Source organism: Latilactobacillus sakei subsp. sakei DSM 20017 = JCM 1157, from assembly GCF_002370355.1.
Lineage (GTDB): Bacteria > Bacillota > Bacilli > Lactobacillales > Lactobacillaceae > Latilactobacillus > Latilactobacillus sakei.
The window spans coordinates 1,877,270-1,902,809 of sequence record NZ_AP017929.1; the positions used below are offsets into that span (position 1 = coordinate 1,877,270).

The 25,540-nt window shown below is 41.9% G+C and carries 24 protein-coding genes; all 24 read right to left on the reverse strand.

Annotated elements, in window-relative coordinates; translation table 11 throughout:
• Positions 1–46: 46 nt before the first annotated feature.
• Complete coding sequence (gene uvrA, locus LEUCM_RS09470) at positions 47–2,899, reverse strand: excinuclease ABC subunit UvrA (protein WP_056936480.1); 2,853 nt, start codon at positions 2,897–2,899, stop codon at positions 47–49.
• Between the two features lie 9 nt (positions 2,900–2,908).
• Positions 2,909–4,912, reverse strand: coding sequence for an excinuclease ABC subunit UvrB (gene uvrB, locus LEUCM_RS09475; RefSeq protein WP_016264745.1), 2,004 nt, complete (start codon positions 4,910–4,912; stop codon positions 2,909–2,911).
• A gap of 207 nt (positions 4,913–5,119) precedes the next feature.
• A complete protein-coding gene (locus LEUCM_RS09480) occupies positions 5,120–5,752 on the reverse strand; it encodes a YfbR-like 5'-deoxynucleotidase (RefSeq protein WP_025016314.1) in 633 nt (210 codons plus the stop codon).
• Positions 5,753–5,876: 124 nt separating this feature from the next.
• On the reverse strand, positions 5,877–7,601 hold the full coding sequence (locus tag LEUCM_RS09485; protein WP_025016315.1) for a phospho-sugar mutase: 1,725 nt from the start codon (positions 7,599–7,601) through the stop codon (positions 5,877–5,879).
• A 155-nt stretch (positions 7,602–7,756) separates the two neighbouring features.
• A complete protein-coding gene (gene trxB, locus LEUCM_RS09490) occupies positions 7,757–8,677 on the reverse strand; it encodes a thioredoxin-disulfide reductase (protein WP_025016316.1) in 921 nt (306 codons plus the stop codon).
• Positions 8,678–8,792: 115 nt separating this feature from the next.
• Complete coding sequence (locus LEUCM_RS09495; protein WP_229295513.1) at positions 8,793–9,140, reverse strand: hypothetical protein; 348 nt, start codon at positions 9,138–9,140, stop codon at positions 8,793–8,795.
• Between the two features lie 170 nt (positions 9,141–9,310).
• Positions 9,311–10,333, reverse strand: coding sequence for an NAD(P)H-dependent glycerol-3-phosphate dehydrogenase (locus LEUCM_RS09500; RefSeq protein ID WP_025016318.1), 1,023 nt, complete (start codon positions 10,331–10,333; stop codon positions 9,311–9,313).
• A gap of 17 nt (positions 10,334–10,350) precedes the next feature.
• Positions 10,351–11,178, reverse strand: coding sequence for a prolipoprotein diacylglyceryl transferase (gene lgt / locus LEUCM_RS09505; RefSeq protein ID WP_025016319.1), 828 nt, complete (start codon positions 11,176–11,178; stop codon positions 10,351–10,353).
• 127 nt (positions 11,179–11,305) lie between these two features.
• Complete coding sequence (gene hprK, locus LEUCM_RS09510) at positions 11,306–12,247, reverse strand: HPr(Ser) kinase/phosphatase (RefSeq protein ID WP_016264738.1); 942 nt, start codon at positions 12,245–12,247, stop codon at positions 11,306–11,308.
• 137 nt (positions 12,248–12,384) lie between these two features.
• On the reverse strand, positions 12,385–12,759 hold the full coding sequence (locus LEUCM_RS09515) for a phage holin family protein (RefSeq protein WP_025016320.1): 375 nt from the start codon (positions 12,757–12,759) through the stop codon (positions 12,385–12,387).
• Complete coding sequence (locus tag LEUCM_RS09520) at positions 12,759–13,034, reverse strand: hypothetical protein (RefSeq protein WP_025016321.1); 276 nt, start codon at positions 13,032–13,034, stop codon at positions 12,759–12,761. Before LEUCM_RS09520 ends, LEUCM_RS09515 begins: the two co-directional genes overlap by 1 nt.
• Positions 13,034–13,270: a PspC domain-containing protein gene (locus LEUCM_RS09525; protein WP_016264736.1), complete on the reverse strand. Its 237-nt coding sequence runs from the start codon at positions 13,268–13,270 to the stop codon at positions 13,034–13,036. The genes LEUCM_RS09520 and LEUCM_RS09525 overlap by 1 nt, the downstream gene beginning before the upstream one ends.
• 27 nt (positions 13,271–13,297) lie before the next feature.
• Entirely contained in the window at positions 13,298–14,773 is a 1,476-nt protein-coding gene (gene liaX, locus LEUCM_RS09530; RefSeq protein ID WP_025016322.1) for a daptomycin-sensing surface protein LiaX, read from the reverse strand.
• Between the two features lie 186 nt (positions 14,774–14,959).
• Positions 14,960–15,907, reverse strand: a complete 948-nt coding sequence (locus LEUCM_RS09535; protein ID WP_025016323.1) for an L-threonine 3-dehydrogenase — start codon at positions 15,905–15,907, stop codon at positions 14,960–14,962.
• Positions 15,908–15,926: 19 nt separating this feature from the next.
• Positions 15,927–17,114 carry a glycine C-acetyltransferase gene (locus LEUCM_RS09540; RefSeq protein ID WP_056936479.1) on the reverse strand — a complete coding sequence of 396 codons (1,188 nt, stop codon included), beginning with the start codon at positions 17,112–17,114 and terminating at the stop codon, positions 15,927–15,929.
• 191 nt (positions 17,115–17,305) lie between these two features.
• Positions 17,306–17,776, reverse strand: a complete 471-nt coding sequence (locus tag LEUCM_RS09545; protein WP_011374216.1) for a nucleoside 2-deoxyribosyltransferase — start codon at positions 17,774–17,776, stop codon at positions 17,306–17,308.
• 338 nt (positions 17,777–18,114) lie between these two features.
• Complete coding sequence (gene phoU / locus LEUCM_RS09550; protein ID WP_011374215.1) at positions 18,115–18,792, reverse strand: phosphate signaling complex protein PhoU; 678 nt, start codon at positions 18,790–18,792, stop codon at positions 18,115–18,117.
• A gap of 16 nt (positions 18,793–18,808) precedes the next feature.
• Positions 18,809–19,567: a phosphate ABC transporter ATP-binding protein PstB gene (pstB, locus tag LEUCM_RS09555; protein WP_011374214.1), complete on the reverse strand. Its 759-nt coding sequence runs from the start codon at positions 19,565–19,567 to the stop codon at positions 18,809–18,811.
• Positions 19,568–19,587: 20 nt separating this feature from the next.
• A complete protein-coding gene (gene pstB, locus LEUCM_RS09560) occupies positions 19,588–20,397 on the reverse strand; it encodes a phosphate ABC transporter ATP-binding protein PstB (protein ID WP_011374213.1) in 810 nt (269 codons plus the stop codon).
• Positions 20,398–20,406: 9 nt separating this feature from the next.
• Positions 20,407–21,291, reverse strand: a complete 885-nt coding sequence (pstA, locus tag LEUCM_RS09565) for a phosphate ABC transporter permease PstA (protein ID WP_016264731.1) — start codon at positions 21,289–21,291, stop codon at positions 20,407–20,409.
• Positions 21,291–22,214, reverse strand: a complete 924-nt coding sequence (gene pstC / locus LEUCM_RS09570; RefSeq protein WP_011374211.1) for a phosphate ABC transporter permease subunit PstC — start codon at positions 22,212–22,214, stop codon at positions 21,291–21,293. Before pstC ends, pstA begins: the two co-directional genes overlap by 1 nt.
• Positions 22,215–22,223: 9 nt before the next feature.
• Positions 22,224–23,084, reverse strand: a complete 861-nt coding sequence (locus LEUCM_RS09575; RefSeq protein WP_011374210.1) for a phosphate ABC transporter substrate-binding protein PstS family protein — start codon at positions 23,082–23,084, stop codon at positions 22,224–22,226.
• 92 nt (positions 23,085–23,176) lie between these two features.
• A complete protein-coding gene (gene pnpS, locus LEUCM_RS09580; protein ID WP_025016324.1) occupies positions 23,177–24,838 on the reverse strand; it encodes a two-component system histidine kinase PnpS in 1,662 nt (553 codons plus the stop codon).
• Positions 24,825–25,538 carry a response regulator transcription factor gene (locus LEUCM_RS09585; protein ID WP_025016325.1) on the reverse strand — a complete coding sequence of 238 codons (714 nt, stop codon included), beginning with the start codon at positions 25,536–25,538 and terminating at the stop codon, positions 24,825–24,827. Before LEUCM_RS09585 ends, pnpS begins: the two co-directional genes overlap by 14 nt.
• Positions 25,539–25,540 lie beyond the last annotated feature (2 nt).

The window sequence follows — 25,540 nt, forward strand, 5'->3', positions numbered from 1 at the left end:
AAGCCCATCAAAAAAGCTGAGATCAACATTGACCTCAGCCCAATACTCATTCTTGTGCCGCTAGTGTGCGCGCTGTATCACGTTCTAAAATTGGTTTCAAATAACGTCCCGTGTAGCTTTCTGCGACGTTCACCAATGTTTCAGGTGTGCCGGTCGCAACGATCGTACCACCTTTGTCGCCACCTTCTGGTCCTAAATCAATGATATGATCAGCCGTTTTAATCACGTCAAGGTTATGCTCAATGACTAAAACAGTGTTGCCCTCATCAACTAACCGTTCTAAGACCCCTAACAATCGTTTAATATCATCCGTATGCAAACCTGTTGTTGGTTCGTCTAAGATATACAAATTCTTACCCGTTGATTGTTTTTGCAATTCAGAAGCCAATTTCATCCGTTGGGCTTCCCCACCAGATAAGGTTGTTGCTGATTGGCCTAATGTCACATAACCTAAACCAACATCGACAATTGTTTGTAGTTTACGAGCAATCTTAGGAATGTTTTCGAAGAATTCAGTTGCTTCAGAAACGGTCATATCCAAGATTTCAGCAATGTTCTTACCTTTGTAAACCACCTCTAACGTTTCTGAATTATAACGACTACCATGACAAATTTCACAAGGGACATAGACATCCGGTAAGAAATTCATTTCAATCTTGATAATCCCGTCACCCTTGCAGGCTTCACAGCGACCGCCCTTCACATTAAAACTAAAGCGGCCCTTCTTGTAACCCCGTAACTTTGCTTCATTGGTTTGTGCGAATAAATCTCGGACATTGTCGAAGACACCGGTATAAGTTGCTGGGTTACTCCGTGGTGTGCGGCCAATTGGACTTTGGTCGATATTAATCAACTTCTCAAGGTTTTGATAACCCGTGATGGTCTTATATTGACCCGGTTTAGCTGAATTACGATTCATCTTTTGCGCAAGGGCCTTTTTCAAAATCGTATTCACTAATGTTGATTTACCAGAACCAGAAACACCAGTCACGGCGATAAATTCACCTAATGGAAAATCAACCGTTAAATCTTTTAAATTATTTTCGGCAGCGCCAGTTACGCGCACTTTTTTGCCATTCCCTTGACGTCGTTTTAACGGTACCGGAATATAATCCTGCCCCGCTAAATAACGACCCGTTAAGGAATTGGGATTCTGTTCAACTTCCGTTGGTGTGCCAGCGGCCATCACTTTCCCACCAAGATCCCCAGCACCTGGGCCAATATCGATCAGGTAATCGGCTGCTCGCATCGTATCTTCATCATGTTCAACCACGATTAAAGTATTCCCTAAATCGCGCATCTTCTTCAAAGAACCGATTAAACGGTCATTATCACGTTGATGCAACCCGATTGAAGGTTCGTCTAAGATATAAAGCACGCCAGATAAGTTCGACCCAATTTGTGTGGCCAAACGAATCCGTTGTGCTTCCCCACCGGAAAGTGTCCCAGCTGACCGACTCAACGTTAAGTAGTCTAAGCCGACGTTAATCAAGAAAGTCAGGCGATCATGAACTTCTTTCAAAATGGGTTTCGCAATCACTTGATCTTTTTCAGAAAGTTCAAGATTGTCAAAGAATGGGAGGCCATCCTTGATTGCATTGTCTGAAACTTCGGCGATATCTTGTCCACCGACTTTAACTGCCAAGGCTTGACGATTTAGTCGCTTACCGTGACACGTTTGACACGTTAATTCCGTCATATAGGTCCGCATCTGCGTCCGTGTGAAATCACTATTCGTTTCACGATAACGACGGTCAATATTGCTGAGGACCCCTTCAAAAGGCACTTCAACATCGCGAACGCCACCAAAATCATTTTCATAATGGAAGTGGAATTCTTTGCCTTGTGAGCCGTTTAAGATGATATCTTTTTGGCGAGGTGTCAACTTACTGAAAGGACGGTCCATATCGATTTTAAAGGCCGTGCAAGCTTGTTCTAACATTTGTGGGTAATATTGCGAACTGATTGGATTCCAAGGCGCAATCGCCCCTTCACGCAATGTTTTACTTGTATCTGGGACAACGAGGTCCGTATCAACTTCTAGTTTTAAACCTAGGCCATCACATTCAGGACAAGCCCCAAATGGTGCATTAAATGAGAACAGCCGTGGTTCTAATGCCCCAACCGTAAAGCCACAGATTGGACAAGCATAATGTTCAGAGAACAAGAGTTGTTCGCCGTCAATCACATCAGCTGTCGCATAACCGTCAGATAGTCTCAAAGCTGCTTCAAACGAATCAAATAACCGTGACCGAACACCGTCTTTAACGACGATTCGATCAACAACAATATTGATATCATGTTTCTTATTCTTATCTAATTCTAAATCCGTGCTAACATCCATTACTTCGCCATCCACTTGGACACGAACGTAGCCTTCACGCTGAATCTTCTCGAAGATTTTTTTGTGTTGCCCTTTTTTACCACGAACAATCGGTGACATAATTTGGAGTTTAGTCCGTTCTGGTAAAGCCAATACCCGATCAACCATTTGTTCTACGGATTGGCTACTGATTTCAGTACCATCATTTGGACAGATGGGTTGACCAACTCGGGCCCACAATAAGCGGAGGTAGTCATTGATTTCAGTGACTGTCCCAACTGTTGAACGTGGGTTTTTAGAGGTCGTCTTTTGGTCAATCGAAATCGCTGGACTTAACCCGTCAATTGAATCAACATCCGGCTTATCCATTTGCCCTAAGAACTGACGCGCGTATGCTGATAAACTCTCAACATAGCGCCGTTGTCCTTCTGCATATAACGTATCAAATGCTAAAGAGCTCTTCCCAGAACCAGATAACCCGGTGATGACCACTAACTTATCTCTTGGAATCGTAACATCGATATCCTTTAAATTATGGGCGCGTGCGCCGTGAATTACTATCTTATCATTTGCCATACTTGACCTCTAATCTATTTCACTTTTTAATTCTAAAATGGTATCCCGCAATGTCGCCGCTTGTTCGAAATCAAGTTTCTTAGCTGCTAAGCGCATCTGTTCGGATAGTCGTTCAACCATTTCTAGTTTTTCAGCCTTCGACATGTTCTCTAGATCAATCTCATTGGTCATCTTAATTTCTTCTGGATGTTCAACTGATTGAACCATTGAAATCGCATCTCTAATTGGTTTAATAATCGTTTTCGGTGTGATGTTATGAGCTGTATTGTAGTCTTCTTGAATTGTCCGTCGCCGTTTAGTTTCATCAATTGCGTGACGCATTGAATCCGTAATCTTATCGGCGTACAACAAGACTTGCCCATTTTCATTACGAGATGCCCGGCCAATGGTTTGGATTAAGGAACGTTCGCTACGTAAGAAGCCTTCCTTATCTGCGTCTAAAATCGCCACTAAGGATACTTCAGGCACATCGATTCCTTCCCGTAATAAGTTAATCCCAATTAAGACATCGAACTTGCCCAGTCGTAAATCACGGATAATTTCCGTTCGTTCCAACGTCTTGATATCACTGTGCAAGTACCGGACTTTGATTCCCAGTTCCTTGAGATAATCGGTTAAATCTTCCGACATCTTCTTGGTTAAAGTTGTAATGAAGACCCGTTCATTCTTTTCGATGCGGTCATTGATCTCACCGACTAAATCGTCAATCTGGCCCATAATTGGTCGGACTTCAATATTGGGATCCAACAGGCCGGTTGGTCGAATAATCTGATCCACTTGAATATCGGTTTGTTCCGCTTCGTAAGGCCCTGGTGTGGCCGACACATACATAATTTCATTCACGTGCTCTTCGAATTCTGGCAACGTTAATGGGCGGTTATCTAACGCACTTGGTAACCGGAAACCATAGTCAATCAACATTTGTTTCCGCGCACGATCACCGTTGTACATCCCCCGAATTTGGGGCATAGTAACATGGGATTCATCAATCATCATGATTGAATCCTTTGGGAAGAAATCTAGCAACGTGTAAGGCGGTTCGCCGGCTTGGCGATCTTCCATATGGCGTGAGTAATTTTCAATCCCAGAACAATAACCCATTTCTTGCATCATTTCAAGGTCATAGTTTGTTCGTTGTTCAAGGCGTTGCGCTTCTAGTAACTTACCCTCGCCCTTTAAAACAGCTAGCCGTTCAGCCAATTCAGCTTTAATACTTTCAATGGCTTTTTCCATTTTTTCATCATTCGTCATAAAATGCGTTGCGGGGAAAATGGCAACGTGCGACCGTTCGCCAATCACTTCACCCGTTAAGGCATCCACTTCAACAATCCGATCAATTTCATCACCAAAAAATTCAACGCGCAGCGCATGATCATCACGAGAAGCTGGGAAAATTTCAACCACATCACCGCGCACTCTAAAGCGCCCCCGTTGAAAATCTATATCGTTACGTTCAAATTGAATATCAACTAACTGACGTAATAGGTCGTTACGTTCAACTTCCATTCCTGGACGCAGTGACAAGACGTGATTTTGGTATTCACGTGGATCCCCTAACCCAAAGATACAAGAAACAGAGGCCACAACAATCACATCGTTGCGTTCTAATAACGAACTCGTCGCTGAATGCCGTAGTTTATCGATTTCATCATTAATACTCGAATCTTTTTCGATATACGTATCACTGGAAGGCACATAGGCTTCTGGTTGGTAGTAATCATAATAACTCACGAAATATTCAACCGCATTGTTAGGGAAAAACTGCTTAAATTCCGCGTACAGTTGACCGGCCAATGTCTTATTATGCGAAATAATCAACGTTGGTTTGTTGAGATTCTTAATCACGTTGGACATTGTAAAAGTTTTCCCGGTCCCAGTAGCGCCCATCAAGACCTGCGCCTTAGCACCTGCCTCAAAATTCTTCGTTAAGGTTTCAATTGCAGCAGGTTGATCGCCAGCAGGTTCATATGGTGCGACTAAGTCAAATAGGTTATCGTTCTGTCTATCAATCATGAATTGCCTCCAGTGCCGTTTTATTGCGATAAAAGAAGCGCCTGATACAAAACGGGGTTTTGTACCAGACACCTTCTTAAATGACGCATTTATAAGTTGTCAGTGATCATCTGCGCGTGGTGATTAAGCCACTGAACAGATGCCCTCTTTTTTATCAATTACCATTCTAACATACCGAACGTATTTTCGCTACACTAGTGAACTAGCCTAGTTTGACAACGTTTGGCGCACCAATTGTGTGAGCTTGCCACGGTCGGCAAAATCCTCACTCAATAGGTCTGGCAACATTTTTCGGATGAAATATTGTGCGCTCGACAAATTTTGATATTGCATAATCGTTTTCAAGCTTTCTGCAAAAATTTCCAAAAAGGCATTCTCTGGATTCCCCTTTTCAATCTCGCCAAATGATTCATAAAGCAAATCAATCTTATCGGCAACTGCCAATAATTGGCCTTCCAAAGTTTCATCCTTACCTTCACTCAAGCGCCGTTTATAGCGTTCTTGTAAAAAACCGGGAATTTCATTATTGATGAAGTTATCCGTTAAAGAACTTTCGACATTGGCTAACATCGTCCGTAACTCGTGCGTCGCATATTTAACGGGTGTTTTGATGTCCCCAATAAAACGCTCCGTATAATCATGGTTCAACGCCCGTTCGTATAAGACTTGCCAATTGATTGGTTGGCCATTTTCTTCTTCGATATCGCCTAGTAACTGCGCAATCTCGCAAACTTTAAATGAATGCGCTGCGACGGAATGTTCCTGATACTTAAATAATCCTGGTGCCCGGTTTAGTGTCTCCAAATTATTTAACCCTTGCAAATACTGATGCATACCCATTCGAAAAAAGCCTCCATTCTTACAAAAATAGACCGACTAACGATATAGTCCGCCTATTTGTTGCACTTATTATAGATAAATTTTGCGTCAATGTAAAATAGTAACCCTTTTTATGAGGATTTTGTTATTTAACAAGGTCTTGAATTGCTTTTTCAAAGTTAGCTAATTTCAAATCAGCCGTTGCTTCATCGTCAGCACAAGTCCCAACGTAGAATTTAACCTTAGGTTCTGTGCCACTTGGACGAATTGCGATCCATGTGCCATCTTCTAAGTGATATTTCAAAACGTTTGATGTTGGTAAATTGATTGGTTCAGTGTGACCATCAGCAAATGTTTGCGTTTGTGTTTGGAAGTCTTCTGCTGAAGCGACTTTGACGCCGGCAAAATCAACAGGACTTTCTTCACGACACTTAACCATTAAGTCAGCCATTTGTTGTGGGCCGTTGACGCCTTCAAAATCAATCGCTGTCGTTTGTTCAGCATAGTAGCCATATTCAGCGTATAGTTCTTGAATACCGTCGTACAACGTCTTACCGTTTGATTTGTAGTAAGCTGCCACTTCAGCTAATAGAACCAGCGTTTGAATGGCATCCTTATCACGGACGAATGGTTTAACCAAGTAGCCGTAACTTTCTTCAAAACCAAACATGAAGGTATTTTCATTAGTATCTTCAAAATGTTGGATTTGCTCTGCGATAAACTTGAAGCCCGTTAAGACATCGATCATTTTAACATTGTAACTAGCAGCAATCTTAGTTGCCAATTCCGTTGAAACGATTGATTTAACTGCAGCGGCGTTTGCTGGTAATGTTCCTGCATCTTTACTTGCTTGTAAAATATAGCGAAGTAAAACAGATGCGATTTGGTTCCCTGTCATTAATTGATAGCTACCATCTGGTTGGCGTACAGCGGCCCCAAGACGATCGGCATCTGGATCAGTCGCAATTAAAAGGTCTGCTTTTTGCGCTTTTCCAAGTTCGATAGCCATATCAAAAGTTTGCGGGAATTCTGGGTTAGGGAATGGTGTTGTTGCAAATTCTGGATCAGCAACGGCTTGTTCGGCCACCATTGTGAATTGTTCGAAGCCTGCTTGACGTAAAGCACGTTCACCAAGGACTTTCCCAGTACCATGAAGTGGTGTGTAAATTAATGACATTGTTTTACCAACAGTATCCACCAATTCTTGGTTGATCGTTACTTTTTTAACTTCTGCTAAATAAGCTTGATCAACATTTTCACCAATTAAAGCCATGATGCCGGCTTCGCGTAAGGCCATTTCGTCAGCAACTTCAATTGCAAATAGGTCTGATACCTGACGGATATAGCTTGTAATCATATCAGATTCCTTAGGTGGCATTTGAGCGCCATCTTCGCCGTAAATCTTGTAGCCGTTGTATTGCTTAGGATTGTGGCTAGCGGTAATCATGATTCCTGCATAAGTATGTAGGTGACGGACCGTAAATGATAATTCAGGTGTTGGGCGCAAAGCATCAAAAACGAATGTTGGAATTTGATGTTGGCCTAAAACGCGTGCTGCTTCGTGTGCAAAAGTTTCTGATTGGTAACGTGAATCAAAACTAATCGCAACCCCACGTTTTTTAGTTGCTTCTGGTAAAGTTTCCATGAATTGGGCAAGGCCTTCTGTTGCTTGACGAACTGTATAAATATTCATGCAGTTAATCCCAGGGCCTAAGAGACCACGCATACCAGCTGTCCCGAATTCCATTGGCACGCTGAAGGCTTTTTCAAGCGCTTCTTCATCGTTTGCCATGTTGTCTAAAGCTTCTCTTAAAGGTAAATCCATTTTTGTTTGATTATTCCAAATTGCATAATTATCTTGCCAGCTCATTTTGTAACCCCCACATTTGTTATAAAATCTCACTATAATTATAGCATATATCAAACGCTTTCCCTAGGGCATCAAGTGTTATGAAACTTAAAAAAAGCACCGATCCATTTTTTATGGACCGGCGCTTTCATTGGTATAGCTCATTTAAACGTTCTTTAAATACTTTGAATATATTTGAAGACTTCTTGGCCGGCTATGCCGCCGTCACCGACTGCTGTTGTGATTTGACGTAAGTCCTTTTCACGAACATCACCGATTGCAAAAATCCCGGGGACACTAGTTGCCATGTGGTCGTCTGTTTTAACCCAACCGGCTTCCGTTAAAATACCTAGGTCTTTGAAAGCACTTGTCATTGGATCAATACCGACGTAAATGAAGACACCACTTGCTGGGACTTCTTTAGTTTCGCCACTTTCCTTATCAACATAAGTGACAGCAGCTACTTTTTTATCGTCGCCTTCAATCGTTTTAACCTGTGCATTCCAGACAAAAGCCATCTTATCGTTAGCAAATGCGCGATCTTGTAAAATCTTTTGCGCACGTAGTTGATCACGGCGGTGAATAACGGTTACTTTGCTAGCTAATTGTGTTAAATAAAGGCCTTCTTCAATCGCTGAATCACCGCCACCGATGACAACGACTTCCTTGTTCTTGAAGAACGCACCATCACAGACGGCACAGTATGAGACACCACGACCACCGTATTCATCTTCGCCAGGAATCCCGATTTTCTTATGTTCAGAACCTGTTGCAATAATCACGGCCCGTGCTTGGAAGTCGCCTTCATCGGTATGGACTAACTTAAACTCACCTTTGTCTTCGATGCTATTAACTGTCCCATAACCGTATTCAGCACCAAATTGTGTGGCACTCGCATACATCTTTTCGCCCAATTCTGGGCCCAAAATTGACTTAAAGCCAGGATAGTTTTCGAGCTCTGCTGTATTGTTCATTTGACCACCATAAATTCCTCGGTCCAACATTAAAACAGATAGGTTCGAACGTGATGCATAAAGCGCCGCCGTCATCCCACCGGGGCCAGCACCAATTACAATTACATCATAACTTTTAGCCATTTCGCATAATCTCCTTACTTTTATCAAGTTACTTCTAATAGAGTGTATCTTACCCGTTATTAAAAAAAAGTCCACCAAACTGTTTGACCAGTCGGCGAACTTTCCGTAATGCTAATTAACCTTTAATTTGTTTCAATTCTTGTAATAGTTCGGTTGCCTCAGCTTCAAAATCTGAGTCATCACTTTGTAAATAGGCTTTCGCTAATTGATAGCTCTCTTGCATCTGCCCTAAAAAAGCATACGCCGTTGCTAAAAAATACTGTAATTCCGGATGTGTCTGGTAATTAACACTTGGAATTTCTTCCAGTGCAATCACAGCACCACGGTAATTACCGACCGATTCTAAACAAATTGCTAACTGGCAAACCACGAAGATGTAATCATCCTTCGTTTTTGCCAGTGACTTAGAGCGTTGCAAGCAAGTGAGCGCCTTTTCATAATGAAATCGCTCAAATGCTTGCATCCCTCTGTCAAAATAAAATTCACAAGTTGGTCTTACAGATACCAAATCGCCCATAAAGTAATCGGTTCTCCTTTAGTCATTTTATCAACTTATGTCATCATAACATATTCGTTTTGCGGATGCGATACCCGTTTAAAATGATGGCGTTTTTATCAAATAATTTAATTGGTCTATTTAAAATCGATTTCTGGTTTACCAGAACGTTGCATTAAATTACCAATTTCGGTGCGAATATCACAACCACGATAAAGGACGTTGTAAATTGCGTTGGTAATTGGCATATCAACTGAGCGTTGTTGTGCTAATTCATAAGCGGCCTTACATGTTGCGACCCCTTCAACGACCATACCCATATTTTCTAGAACATCATCTAACTTTTGACCTTCGCCTAAAGCATTCCCTGTTCGCCAGTTCCGTGAATGCACACTGGTCCCAGTAACGATGAGATCGCCGACACCAGATAAACCGATGAACGTTAATGGGTTAGCACCCATGGCAACCCCTAAACGAGAAATTTCGGCTAGGCCCCGTGTCATTAAAGCAGCCTTCGTGTTATCACCGTAACCCAAGCCGTGTAATGCACCTGCGCCTAAAGCAATCACGTTTTTCAAAGCCGCACCCATTTCAACACCGATGACATCCGTATTCGTGTAAAGGCGGAAGTAATCGTTCATGAAGATTTCTTGAATCCATTGGGCTTGCACTAAATCAGTTGAAGCAGCCGTTAGAGTTGTAATATCCTTCATTGCAACGTCTTCAGCATGACTAGGACCTGATAAGACCACGATGCCATTTCTGACATCTGCCGGAATAGTTTCAGTTAAAACTTCTGAAATTCGTTTATGACTCCCTTGTTCCAACCCTTTAGAAGCTGTGACAATCACGGGTTTAACCCCTTTGGCTTCTAGCACTGGGGCAATTTGTTCTGCCACTAGCCGAATGACTTGCGTTGGAATAACGAATAAAACAACGTCCACTGCTTCAAACGCTTCGTTCAAATCTAAAGTTGCGTGTAAGCGTGGATTGATCTTGAATTCGGGTAAATAATGCTTGTTAGTGTGTTGTTCGTTAATCTCTGCTACTTTCTCAGGATCATTCCCCCATAATTCGACGTGGTGGCCATTTTCTACTAATAAGTTGGCTAAAATTGTGCCCCATGAACCGGCACCTAAAACTGCAACATTAACTGTCATTAATCCTAATTCTCCTTTTATTTAACTGCTGAGCGCAGTGTATTACCTTCTAAATAGTCGGGTAACGTCTGTTGTTTACGGCGCCAGATCCACAGCCCAATCGCGCCAAAGAACAACACGAGTGATAGAATCTGTGACACACGTAATGGTCCGATAAATAAACTATCGGTCCGCATCCCTTCAACGAAAAAGCGACCAAAGGCGTACCAAGCGATATAGCTCAATAAAATCTCACCTTGTTTAAACCAACCTTGACGATGACGGACACTCATAATGATTATAAACCCTAAAACATTCCAAGTCGATTCATATAAGAAAGTTGGTTGGCGATAAGCACCATCAATCAACATCTGATCAGTCACCCAATTGGGCAAATGAAGTGTCTCTAAGAAGTGCAACGTCGTTTTAGCCCCGAAGGCCTCTTGGTTCATAAAATTCCCCCAGCGACCAATTGCTTGGGCAATCATAACCGTTGGTGCCGCGATATCCAAAACTAACCACGGCGACAAGAAATGCTTGCGACAATAGATGATGAACACAATTGTTGCGGCAATTAAACCACCATAAATCGCAATCCCACCGTGCCAAATTTTAATAATTTCGCTTGGATTGGCTTGGTAATAGGACCATTCAAAAATGACATAATAAAGCCGTGCCCCAATCAAAGCAAACGGTAAGGCCCATAAAATTAAATTCAAAATATCATCTTCACTGACATTGCGGCGCTTAGCTTCTCGCAAGGCCAACACAACGGCCAATACGACACCACTAGCAATAATCACGCCGTACCAATGAATCGCCAACGGCCCTAATTGTAGGGCAATCGGATTTAAAACACCTAATATTAGGTTCACGATAATCGCTCCTCATATTCAATTAAAAAAACTAGACTGAGTACTATCCTGTCTTTATAACAGTATAGCTCAATCTAGTCGGATGACCTACTATATTAAGGTACTTTTAACGTTTAAATTAGTTTTCGTCGTCAGAATTAGATTCGATTAACTTACCTAGGTTCGCTTCGAAAGTCTTCGTTGCATCATAGCCCATTGATTTGGCTCTAAAGTTCATTGCTGCAACTTCAATGATGATGGCCAAGTTACGACCAACCTTAACGGGCACAGTGATCTTAGGTACTGGGACATCGAAAATCATTTGTTCTTCTGTATCGGAACCAAGACGATCGTACTTCTTATCTTGTGACCAGTTTTGTAAATGAACAATCAATGAAATTGATGTATCAGCCCGTACAGCACCAGCCCCAAAGAGGTTCATGACATCGATAATGCCAATCCCCCGAATTTCAAGTAAGTGTCGCAAAATCATTGGTGCTTCACCAACAACCGTCCGTTCATCTTGTTGGTAAACATCAACTCGATCATCCGCGATTAAACGATGGCCCCGTTTAACCAATTCAAGTGCGGTTTCACTCTTCCCAACACCAGAATCGCCTGTGATGAGCACCCCTAAACCGTAGATATCAACCAGGACACCGTGCATTGAGCGCCGTTCAGCCAATTGACCATCTAAATAATCCGTCACTAAACTTGAAAGACGGGTTGTTGATAGGTTTGATCCTAACACTGGAATACCAGATTCTTCAGCTGCTTGTAACATTTCCTTAGGTGGTTCTAAACTACGCGAAATTAAGAAACAAGGCGTGTTCTCAGAAGCCATCCGCCGCATAATCATTAAGCGTTCTTCCGCCGTCATGTTTTGCGTAAAGGAAACTTCCGTCATCCCAAATAATTGAATTCGTTCGTATGGGTAATAATTAAAATAACCGGTTAATTCGAGTCCAGGACGAGAGATATCACTCAACGTCACTGTTTTCTCTTTTAAATGAGCTTCCCCTGAGTACACTTGTAACTTAAGGTCCGTCACTAATCTTTCCATTGAAACACTATCCGCCATGATATACCGTCCTTTTTCTACTCTTATACGTACTATCATATTGCTTTTGAATACATTTTTCAACATTAATGTAGGCGTTTTCTTAAATTAATATAAAAATAAAGCCTGCCATCAAAATTCTGATGCAGGCTTTATCATTAATAACGCTCTCTGCTAAATTGATTGCCAATGATCGTATTGGCAATCGATAGGATGAACGCCACGACAATCGCCGCGCCTAATCCAGAAAAGCCAAATGTGACGTTCGGGAAGGTACTCCCTGAACTGACGAAGATTGACGTTAATTCCAACATAATCCCGTTAATCACTAAGCTGAAAAGGCCGAGTGTTAAAAACGTAATTGGAAATGAGAGGATATGCAAAATGGGTTTTACTAGCACGTTTAAAATTGATAAGACAATACTTGCCACTAAGGCGACTAAAATACCGTCAACATGAAACAGTCCTGGTAGTAAGCCCGAAATTGCGATAAATAAGATTGTATTCACTAAAACGCGGGTCCAATAGCGCATTAAAAATCACTCCAGTTGTCATCATCGACTTTCACATCACGTGCTTCCTTACGCCCCCGAGCATCGCTCGGTTGACCGTAATAGGCTTGATGTTGTTGTTCGTGGTAATGGTGACGTGGTTTATTATGACCGACAATTAAGCGGTAAATGAGCCAGATCACTAGTAACGGAATAGCGAACTTGAAGAGAATCATCACTGAACCAATCAAGACGCCCATTACCGTAATGGCGAGAATAATCGCCAAAATTGGGACTAGTATTAATAGAAAAGGCATTAATATTCACTCCATTCATCATGAGAATCGCGACGCGTTTGACTTGGCCGTTCCGGAATAACGAGGGCCAAGATAATATAGACGACAATCCCTGGGAAAGCTGCTGAGAAGATTGAGAACAAACAGTAGAGCACTCGAACCAATGTCGCGTCAACATTGAAGTATTCTGCTATCCCACCCATTACACCGGAAATCATCCGGTTATCTCTTGATTTATATAATCTCTTTTGTGCCATTATTCAGAAACCACCATTCATTATTTTTTAGTTTTCATTGTCTTTTAATAAGATATTACCAGTTGTTGTTCCTAATGTTAATTGGGCTGCTTGCATATCTTCGTTTCGTGCTAATTGTAACATTTGGCTCCCTGTGCTTTGGTGTTGATCAACCGTTTGCGCATTGGCTAGCCGGTTTTTGATCATCCCAAAACGTGTGCGAGCTTCAAGTGTAAAGCCAATTGTTTGTGGTAAAGCTAACTTAACCGTACCATTAACCGACTTAGCTTTCAAATGTTGTAACTGATTATCGTTGAAAGAAGCTTTGATATCGCCGTTAACAGTTGAAACACTACTATTTAACACTTGGGCTTTCATCACGATATTACCGTTGACGGTTGTCCCTAGAATATCTTCATAGTGGCCGTCAGTAACGGTGATTCCACCATTAACGTTTTCTGCTTCTAACATTGCGACATTCGTACTGTTCAATGTCAATTGGCCATTTGACGTTTTAAGGTATAAATCACGTCCTGTGAACCCATCTAACGCAATATCGCCGTTTAATAACTTAACGTTGGTTTGTAAGTAATTATTAGCTGGTAGGTAGAATGTTAAGTCCGCTTGAATGCGTTTGTTAGGGACTTGGAAGACCAAATCAGCATCTGTTACATTGATGTTGCTACGAGCTTCAAAAGCTTCGCGGGCTGTTGGTTCACCCATCTTACCGTAAAGTTTGACTTGAGCCACAACTTTAATTTCGGGTTGATCCCAAATCTTGAAATCGACGTTCCCGTTGGCTACTTTGACGTTAATCATTTCTGGTGTCACGTCTGAGTAAATAAATTCATGCGTGAATTTTTCGGTTGCCAAACCTGGCACCTTGAAGTTAACTTCTTTCCAGTCAACGTTATCCATCACGTTTTTAGCAGTTTCCTTCATGAGTTTACCGAGATGTAGGCTTGCTTCACCTAAACGACCGCTGATTTCATCGAATGTTTCGCTGGTATTTTCTTTCCAATCATCTGAAAGGCCTAGCTTTTCAGACCATTGATTCTTCGCCATCTGCCGACGTTGCTTTTCAATTTGATTTAATTCTTCCGTTAATGTTTGCCGTTGTTCTTCCAAGTCATCAATTTGAGCTTGGTTTTGTAAAACAGCTGTTTTGAGTGCTTGGCGTTCAGCCGCCTTTTCACTTGTCAGACTATCTAAATCTTCCATTGTATCAAGCACAGTCACTTGTTCTTGGTCGGCTTGAATTTTTTGCTTCAAGTCTTGTAACTGGCGGTTAACACCTGATAGCGCAATTGTTAATTCTCTTGCGCGTTCTTCAACGATCGCGCGTTGATCAGTTTCTGGTGTCGTTTCTTGTTCGTTATCATCAATATCAGGGACTTCAGGTTCTGCTGACATTTTAGTTGTATTTTGATCGTTTTTAGCTAAATTTTCTAATAAGATTAAGGCTTCTGAAGATGTTAATACACCTTGGTTCACTAAGTCTAAAATTCTTTGACGTTCATTCATTGTTATGACCTCCATTGGTTTAAATGATGACCTCTATATCTGTCACACTTGACTATGGTTCCATTATGCCCATTTTAATTGGAAATGTCATAGGTCCAAAGGTTGATTTTTATTTAGGTACTCCGAGCGATACTCAGTTGGGACATAAAAAAGACCGGGCGATTGGGGCCCGGTCCTTTACTACAATTAGATTCTAGTTTTTAATTGCGCCAGCATATCCTTAGTCATTGCTTCTAAATCATATTGCGGTTCAAAATCCCATTCCGCTTTGGCGCAACTCGCGTCAATTTGGTTAGGCCATGAGTCCGCAATTGCTTGACGCGCTGGATCAACGGCGTAAGTCATTTCAAAGTCTGGTAGTTCTTTTTGAATCGCAGCTTTAATTTGTTCTGGTTCAAAAGACATTGCCGTAATGTTAAAAGCGTTTCGATGAATCAAGCGTTCTGGATCGGCATTCATTAATTTAATGATGGCCCCTATGGCATCTGGCATATACATCATATCCATATAGGTCCCTTCTTTAATGAATGATTCATAGTGACCTTTGCGTAAAGCTTCATAGTAGATATCGACCGCATAATCGGTTGTCCCACCGCCAGGCAACGTCTTATAAGAAATCAAGCCTGGGAAACGAACGCCCCGTGTATCAACCTCGTATTTAGTATGGTAGTAATCACAGAGCAACTCACCAGACACTTTAGTCACGCCATACATTGTTGTTGGTCGTTGAATCGTATCTTGTGGTGTATTATCTTTAGGCGTGCTAGGGCCAAATGCCCCAATTGAACTTGGTGTAAAGAATTTCAAATCTAATTCACGGGCCACTTCCAATGCATTGACGAGGCCGGTCATATTCAACTGCCAAGCAAATTGTGGCCGTTCTTCAGCCACTGCTGACAATAACGCGGCTAGATGAATGAGTGTGTCGACTTGATAATCTGTCGCAATTTTAAGCATTCGATCATAGTCCGTCACATCTAACACTTCAAACGGGCCACTTTCAACCGTTTCGTTATGGTCTGGTCGGCGAATATCCGTTGCAATCACACTATCGACACCGTTTTGTGCTCTCAATTGAGCCACTAATTCTGATCCGATTTGTCCTAAACAACCCGTTACCATCACTTTATGCATGTTAGTTCCTCCTTTGAATTTAGATAATCCCTAGTTCACGACCCACTTTTTCATACACCGTCACTGCCTCATCCAACATAGCTTTGGTATGAGTAGCGCTTGGCATGTTACGAATCCGCCCCGTTCCTAATGGTACGGTTGGGAATACGATTGGTTTGGCATAGACACCATTTGCAACCAATGCTTGCGAGAATTTTTGGGTTAATTGTTCATCGCCTAAAATTACAGGTGTAATTGGTGTTTCCGATTTTACGACTTTAAAACCAACCGCTTTTAATTTAGCTTTGAAGTAATCGGCATTCTCCCATAACTGATCAACATATTCGGGATGGGCCATGATTAAATCTAACGCTGTGATACAAGCAGCCGCTGAACCAGGCGTTAATGATGTTGAGAACAGGAATGGGCGCCCCCGAACCTTCAACCAATCGATTAATTCTTGAGTCCCCGCAACATACCCCCCTACAACGCCGATTGCTTTGGAGAGCGTCCCCATTTGGAAATCAATCTTATCTTGTAAGCCGAAATGCTTAACAGTGCCTTTCCCATGCCCCATCACACCAGAGCCGTGCGCATCATCAACGTAAGTAATCAGTTGATACTTCTCAGCAATTTTAACGGCTTCGGGTAAATTAGCCACATCACCGTCCATTGAAAAGACACCATCGGTAATATACATCACTTTTTCGTAAAGACCACTTTCAGTTGCCGTCTTTGCTTTTTCTTCTAAATCTGCCATATCTTGATGTTTGATACGAATGATCTTCGCGCCTGACAAGCGACAGCCATCGATAATTGATGCGTGATTTAATTCGTCCGAAAGTATCGCATCATTTTTAGTCATCACTGCTGAAATTGCGCCCATATTACAGTTAAAACCAGATTGAAACGCGATTGCCGCCTCTGTTCCCTTAAATTCGGCAATCTTAGCTTCTAAATCTTGATGAATCTGGAGCGTCCCGTTAATTGGCCGCACTGCACCAGCCCCAACACCCCACTTTTGCGTGGCAGCCTGATCCGCTGCTTTTAATTCATCGCGATTAGCAAAGCCTAAATAATTATTAGACGCTAAATTAATCAGTTCGCGACCGTTAATTTTAATGATTGGCCCATTGTGCGCTTCTAAAACATCAATTGTGTTATACAACCCCTGTTCCTTCAATGATGCTAATCCTTCGTGCAAGAATGCTTCTAACGTTTTAGTCATCCAATCACTCCTGTCCATTTGATAAGTAAAACATAGCATGCAATGTAATCGTTTACAATAAAATGAATTGTTCTTTTTAACCAGATTAACAAACCGCTATTTAACGGGGGCAATTATAAGAAGGCCATTAAAAAAAGCCCGTCCGAATTATCATAATTCAGACGGGCTTTTTTCAATTTGAAAATACGAGGTTAAATGATTTTACCTGGGTAAGGTTCGCCTGCTACAAATTGGAAATCTAAGGTTTCTAATTCATTAATATCCGTCACACACTTGCTGATGCCTTTAGCTAACATTAAGTTAATCGGATTTTCTTGCAAGTCATCTTCACAAACAAACACAATTGGCGTGTGGCTTGCGTTAAGATAACCGACTTCAAAAGCGGTCCCGGTATCTTCATCAGCCATATCCCATAAAACAACGGCCATATCGGCTAAGTCCATTGCAGTGATGTCGTTTTGATAAGTTTGGTTAGCCCATTCGTAACCACCGAATAAACCGTTAGGATCATTATCTTCAGTAACATCTTTGTATTGATGTTCTTGTGGACTATGGATATACCCAACTGTTGGGTTAGCTGCCAACGCTTTGTGGGCGCGTGCGACCATGTCTGCTTGTTTAGGGGTGAACCAGCCACCCGCTAGGTAAATTTGTTTTTGCATTGTTACGACTCCTCTTTATTAAACATTAAAAAGGGGTGGGACAAAATCGCTTTTGTCTACCGCCCCTTTTTTGATTGGCGAATATTATTAGTTCAAACGTGCTTTTTAAGTCTAGTTTCCTGCGCTTAACCCTGCTCATCAAACAACCGATTGCATCAGTTATTTACGGAGCTGTGTTAATGCTCAGAAACTGAGCAGAATTAAACGCACTCTTTTCTTAAACGTGTTTTATCAGCCATATTCTTCCGGTTAGCTACGAATACCAAATGATTGCTTCCAGCAATCATTCGCCATTCTATGCTAATCCTCAGAATATATTCGGCTGGTACAACACTCTTTTAAAATTCGTCTTCTTTGTCGTTTGAATTTAATTCGACGACTTTACCGGTTCTTAAATAAACAATCCATTCACAGATGTTTGTAACGTAATCACCAATTCGTTCCAAGTAACTGGCAACAAGCATGTAATCCATGCTGCCAACAACTGTTTCTGAATCACGTTGCATTTCTTTAACACAGTCATCGTAAATGTTTTCCGAATAAGCGTTAATTGCTGTATCTTCTTCAGCAATGGCAATTGCTCGGCGCCGGTCCTCTTTAACGTAGGCATCCAAGACTTCTTCTACCATTTGTTTTACTTTGTCGGCCATATCCGCGATATCTTTTTCGATATCTGGTACACGGGTATTGCCCTTCACACGAATCGTTGATTTAGCGATTGAGACCGCGTGATCGCCCATTCGTTCCAAGTCAGAACTAGCCTTCATGATGGTTACGATAATTCGTAAATCAGTCGACACGGGTTGTTGAAGTGCAATTAATTCGAAACTCTTACGTTCCAAATCCGTTTCCCGTTCATTAATCTTATGATCATCGGCAATCACTTCTCTTGCTAATTGCTTATCGTGATTAATGAAGGCTTTAACAGATTTATAGATGGCTTCATTGACCATCATGCCCATTTCGGAAAAACGAACGTGCAGTTCATTCAATTCATCTTCAAAAAGTCTACGCATGCTATTCCCTTCTTTCTTAGCCAAAACGGCCACTGATATAATCTTCCGTTTCTTTTTCGGTTGGGTTTAAGAAGATTTTCTTCGTTGGTGCATATTCAATTAATTCACCTTGTAGAAAGAATGCTGTCTTATCCGAAATACGAGAAGCCTGATGCATATTATGCGTCACCATTATAATGGTATACTGTTGGCGCAATTCTAGCAACATATTTTCGATTTTTGTACTCGAAATTGGGTCCAGTGCGGATGTTGGTTCGTCCATTAAGATGACTTTAGGCTTAACAGCAAGTACCCGGGCGATGCAGACCCGTTGTTGTTGCCCACCTGAAAGTGACAAAGCACTTTCGTGGAGCTTATCTTTCACGTCATCCCAAACGGCAGCTTGTTTCAAACTGGTTTCAACTGCTTCATCCAAAACGCGGTGATCCTTCACGCCTGATAAACGTAAACCATAGACAACATTATCGTAAATTGAAAATGGGAATGGATTAGGTTGTTGGAAAACCATCCCAACTTCCTTCCGTAATTTAACGGTATCCATCTCAGGGGCATAAATATCCTGACCATTAAGCAAAAACTTGCCCGTCACCGTTGCGGAATCAATCAAATCGTTCATCCGATTTAAACACCGCAGATACGTTGACTTACCACAACCAGAAGGCCCGATTAACGCCGTAATTTCATTTTCTGCAAAATCCATATTAATGCCTTTTAAGGCCTCATTTTTACCATAGAACAAATGAACATCTGAGGATTCAATAATTTTATTCGCCAACTGGCAAACCTCCTTGTATGCTAGCCGAAATGACCAGACACATAATCTTCTGCCGCTTTAATCTTAGGCCGGGTAAACATCTTCCGGGTTTCATCAAATTCAAGCGCGTGCCCTGAATGGAAAAAGGCTGTGTAATCACTAATCCGCGCTGCTTGTTGCATATTGTGCGTCACAATGACAATTGTATATTGTTCTTTCAAGCGAATTAATGTTTCTTCAACGGTGTTTGTTGAGATGGGATCCAAAGCCGAAGCCGGTTCATCCATCAAGAGAATATCAGGTTTCATCGCGATTGCGCGTGCGATACAAAGCCGTTGTTGTTGCCCGCCCGATAAGGCCAAAGCACTCTTATTCAATGAATCTTTGACTTGATCCCAAAGTGCAGCTTGTTTCAGCGTTGTTTCGACGATTTCATCAAGGTACTTTTTATCCTTTTGACCATGTTGTTTCAATGCAAATGTAATGTTGTCGTAAATAGATTTAGCAAACGGATTAGGGCGTTGGAAAACCATCCCAATATGTTCGCGCATCTTATAAACGTCAACTTCATCACTATTGATATCAACATCCCGATACATAATCTTCCCGGTCACACGCGTATTAGCGATATTATCGTTCATCCGGTTTAAACTCCGGAGATACGTTGATTTACCTGAGCCAGAAGCCCCAATTAACGCCGTAATCCGATAACGTTCAAATTGTAATGACGCATCGTGCATCGCGCGTTTGTCACCATAGTAGACGTTTAAGTCTTCAGTTGACAACGCAATTTCATGTTTAGGTTCTGCTAATTTTTTGATATGTGTTTTTGTTAAATCATAATCTGCCATAAACTTCTCCTATGCTGCTGTCATTTTGCGGTAAACGCGCTTGCCGATTACCCGTGCTAACCAGTTGAATAATAGGACAGCGATAATCAAGACGGCCGATGCACCAGCTGAAACAGCTGTCGCATCCGGCATAATGCCTTCAGAATTAATCTTCCAAATATGCACAGCCAATGTTTCAGCTGGACGCATTGGATTCAAAGGACTTGCGATATACGTTGGATTCCAGTTCGTGAAATCTAATGAAGGCGCACTTTGACCTGCTGTGTAAATTAAAGCAGCGGCTTCACCGAAAATCCGGCCGGCTCCTAAAATCATCCCAGTAATAATATTGGGTAACGCTTCAGGAATAATGACGTGTTTAACTGTTTCATAACGTGATAAACCAAGCGCAAGGCCCGCTTCACGTTGGGTAAAGTGAATTGATTTCAAAGCATCTTCAACGTTCCGTGTTAACAATGGTAAGTTAAAGACGGTTAAGGCCAAGGCCCCAGCTAAAATTGAAAAGCCTAATTTAAATTGAATAACGAAGACTAAGAAACCAAACAAACCAACCACGACTGATGGTAAAGAGCTTAAAACTTCAATTGCCGTCCGAACGACATTTGTCACCCAGTTTTTAGGCGCGTATTCAGCGAGGTAAATCCCAGCACCAATTGAAAGTGGTACGGAAATCACCATCGCAATTACCAATAGGTAGAATGAATTAAAGAGCTGAACGCCAATCCCGCCACCTTTTGTAAAGGTTGACGCTGGGTTCGTCAAGAATTGCCAAGTCACATGCGGTAACCCACGAATTAAGATATAACCTAGTAAACTTGCCAATAATAAAACAATTAAGCCAGCGATTAGTGTTAAAACGCCGGTTGCAACTTTATCCCATTTTTTTGCATCCATTAGCGACCCATTGCTCCCTTCCGACCAATTAAACGAACTAATAAGTTAAATAATAGTGACATTAATAATAAGAGCAGTGCCAATGACCATAAGGCGTTATTGGCAAGTGAGCCCATAACGGTGTTCCCAATTCCCATTGTCAAGACACTGGTTAATGTTGAGGCTGGTGAAATCAAGTTATGTGGCATTAAGGCCGCATTCCCGATCACCATTTGAACGGCAAGTGCTTCACCAAACGCCCGTGCCATCCCGAAGACAACCCCGGTTAAAATCCCTGGTGTCGCTGCTTTTAAAACAACCTTCCAAGTTGTTTGCCAACGCGTTGCCCCTAGTGCCAATGATGCTTCCCGATAGTGCCGTGGCACACTCTTCAAAGCGTCGACGGTCATTGAAGTCACCGTTGGTAAAATCATGATGAACAACACACAGGTTCCGGCTAAAATCCCAAAACCACTGCCGCCAAAGATATGGCGCATTGTTGGGACAACTACTGATAACCCGATAAAACCATAAACAACAGATGGAATCCCAACCAGTAATTCCATAACGGGTTGTAAAATCTTTTCCCCCCGTTTAGGTGAAATTTCTGTCATGAAAATCCCGGCGCCAATGGCAAATGGTGTTGCCAATAAGGCTGCCAAGAACGTCACGCCAAACGAGCCCATAATCATTGGGAGCGCCCCAACTTCTGGCCGACCATGACTATCCTTAAGACTTGGATTCCAATCGCTTTGCGTTAAAAAGCGCCATAGGCTGACCTTATCCTTAAAGAAGGTTGCGAGTCCTTTAGAAGCCACAAAGTAAAAAATAGCCAGAACGATAAAAACGATTAAACTGATACACAATAAACTGATTAATTTTCCACGGCTTTCGGTTTTCGCCGCCCGTGATTTTTTCAGTAAACTTGCCTTAATTGGATCCATTTTTGCCACCTACTTAACCTTCGTAATTGTGCCGTCTAACGACCGTTCAACTTGCATTTGTGCGACTGGGATGTAACCCATTTTGCTAACTTGTTTGTTTTGAATCTTATCCGATAAAACATAGGCCAAGAATTCCTTGGTTAATCCCGTTGGTTGGCCTTTAGTATAAACATGTTCGTATGACCAGATTGGCCAAGTGTTATTCATAACGTTTTGATCATCTGGTGCAACACCATCCAGTTTAAGCGTTGCAACCGTGTTATCCACATAAGAAAAGGCTAGATAACTAATCGCCCCGGGTGTATTGGCCACGATTGAACGGACCATCCCAGTTGAATCTTGTTCTTGCGCTGGCTTTGTCTTGCGATTACCCATCACCCATTGTTCAAAGGTTGAACGAGTACCGCTACCTTGTGCTCGGTTAACCAAGACTACTTCTTGATCAGGACCACCAACTTGCTGCCAGTTCGTAATTTCGCCGCTAAAGATTTTAGCTAACTGCGTCAGCGATAAATTCTTAACGCCAATTTTTTTATTAATGACTGGTGTAATACCAACAACCGCCACTTTATGATCGACTAATTTGCCCGCTTTAATGCCAGCTTTTTCTTCTGCGAATAAATCAGAATTACCCATTTGAACGGCGCCTTCTTGAATCTGGCTTAAACCAGTCCCAGAACCGCCACCTTGAACGTTAATAAACTGACCTGAATGTTGGGCACTGTATTGTTCGGCTAACGCTTCAATCAATGGCTGTAAGGCCGATGACCCAACTGCCGTGACTGATTGCCCATTTTGTTTAGATTGACAACCAGTTAATAGTAATACAACGAATGTGACTAATAAGCCAATAACACTACGTTTACGCATGCTAATCCTCCACGAATTCCATTTAAACCCTTTGATTAATTATAGAAAAGAATTGTAAAATCTAACACTATTGAATGTAAATATTTTGTAAATCACGTTAAGGGGAAGGTTAAAATAAACTGACTACCGACCCCTAATTGGCTTTCAACCGTCAATTGCCCACCAATACTTTCGGTAATTTCCTTGGCAATCGCTAAGCCTAACCCAGTCCCACTCTTATGTGTCGCCCGAGCCTGATCAACGCGATAGAACCGTTCAAAAATCCGTTCTTGTAAATCACTTGGAATACCTAATCCTGAATCAACAACTCGGATTATCAATTGTTGATGATCGACTTGAGCCGCAATCACAAGAGACCCCGCTTGTTTATTATAGGTAATACCGTTGGCAATCAAATTCTTCAAGACTTGGTTTAACTTCATTTTTTGCGTCTTAAACGTCAGCGTCTCTGGTATATTGACGGAAACGTGAATTTCTTTTTGTTGAATCTTTTGTTGCATCAACTCTAAATTAGCTGTCACCATCGCTTTTAACCCAATATCTTGCGCTTGCGTTTGATCTTGACGGTCCAAGTGTGATAACGCCAAAATATCCTGAATCAAGGCTGTCAGGCGCGTGCTTTCTTCGTAAATAATCTTCAAGAACTGCTGTAAAGTTTCCGGATCATCCTTGGCCCCTGCCAACAGCGTTTCAGCAAAGCCCGTAATTGCCGTCACTGGCGTCTTCAATTCATGACTGACGTTGCTAACAAAGTCGAGCTGCATCTGTTCCACTCGGCGAATATCAGTTAAATCATACAAGATCACTAACGCCTGAAATTTAGACTTCACGGTATTTAACTGAACCACATTGGCATCGACAAATCGTTCCCGATTCTGAATGAGTTGAATCTCTTGATGGTGACTGCGCCGATAACGGAAAGTATGTTCAATCATCCGCGTTAATTCATAAGTCTTAATATCATCGATATACGGGTGCTTCTGAGGCTCGATTGCGGTTTCTAATAACTGCCCCATCGCCTCGTTATGCAAAACAACTTGGCGGTTTTCATTAATCACCATTACTCCGACCGGTAAATGATCAATCAACCGATCAAAGCTGCCTTGTTGGATGGCAATCTTTTGACGCATGTGACGCATATCCTTGTTTAATTGGTTCACTTCGTGTGCGAGGACGTATAATGACGCGTCCTTTTGGAAAATAATTGGTTCTGGCGTTTCTTCGTAGCGAATATGATGAATATTGGCCACCAAAATCTTCAAGTGCTCGTAAAAATGGCTGCGTTGCCGTTTAAATTGCCAGAGAACAATCAGACTAAACAATAGATACAAAACAGTCACTGTCAGGGCGATTTCCGGCCAGGTATGCCAGAAGCGTTGTTGTGGCATCAATAAGACAAACGTTGGCTGACTCGATTGATGAACCGCAACTAAATACCAACGGCCATCAATCTTTTGCCTAACACTAAAATTGCGCGTAGTATGATCACGATTTAAAACATCGGCCACTGACCGTTCCAACTTGGTGTGCTGTGGCGACTGTGAAGTTACAACTTGTAATTTATTTTGTTGTAGCCATTTTTGACGCTTAAAGTCGGCGTCTTTCACAATTAAGGCGTAATCGGCACGCCGTTCTTTGAGTGTCGCACTTTGCTGGCGATAAATGACTAAATTAATAAGCAAAATAAAGGCTATGTAAATAGCCACTAAAATAGTGGCTAGCTTATAAAATCTCACTTGATCATGCTTGGTCATGTGCGGGATCCTCCAATTGATAACCAAAACCACGAACTGTTTTCAGATAAACAGGGTGGCGCGGATCATCTTCAATCTTTTCACGCAAATGACTCACTTGAATGTCCACCATCCGGGTTTCGGCTGGATAATCGAAGCCCCAAACGGCATTTAATAATTTTTCACGACTTTGCACCTTATTGAGTCGATGCATAAAATACACTAATAATTCGAATTCTTTCGGCGTTAGGTGCAACTTATGATCGCCTTTTTTTGCGATTACTTCGGTTTCGTCCACACTTAAATCACCGACCACAATCGTTTCAGACGCCTGTTCAACGGGTTGTTCAATAGGTTGAGTGGTCCGGCGTTCAATGGCTCGAATTCGAGCGATGATTTCGCGGGGACTAAAAGGTTTTGTCACGTAATCGTCGGCCCCAACTTCAAGCCCAACAATCTTATCCGTTTCGTTGTCCTTAGCCGTTAAAATCATAATTGGCGTTTTTAATTTAGCTTCCCGAATCTTTTTCGTTACCGCAATCCCATCTAGTTTGGGTAACATCAAATCCAAAATGATAAAATCAAATTTTTGCTGTAAGGCCATCGTTAGCGCTTGGGCGCCATCCGTTGCCGTCATTACCTTGAAATGTTCTTGCTCCAGATTATATCTCAACAGTGTCAAGATTACTGGTTCATCGTCTACCACTAGAATCGTTTTCATCA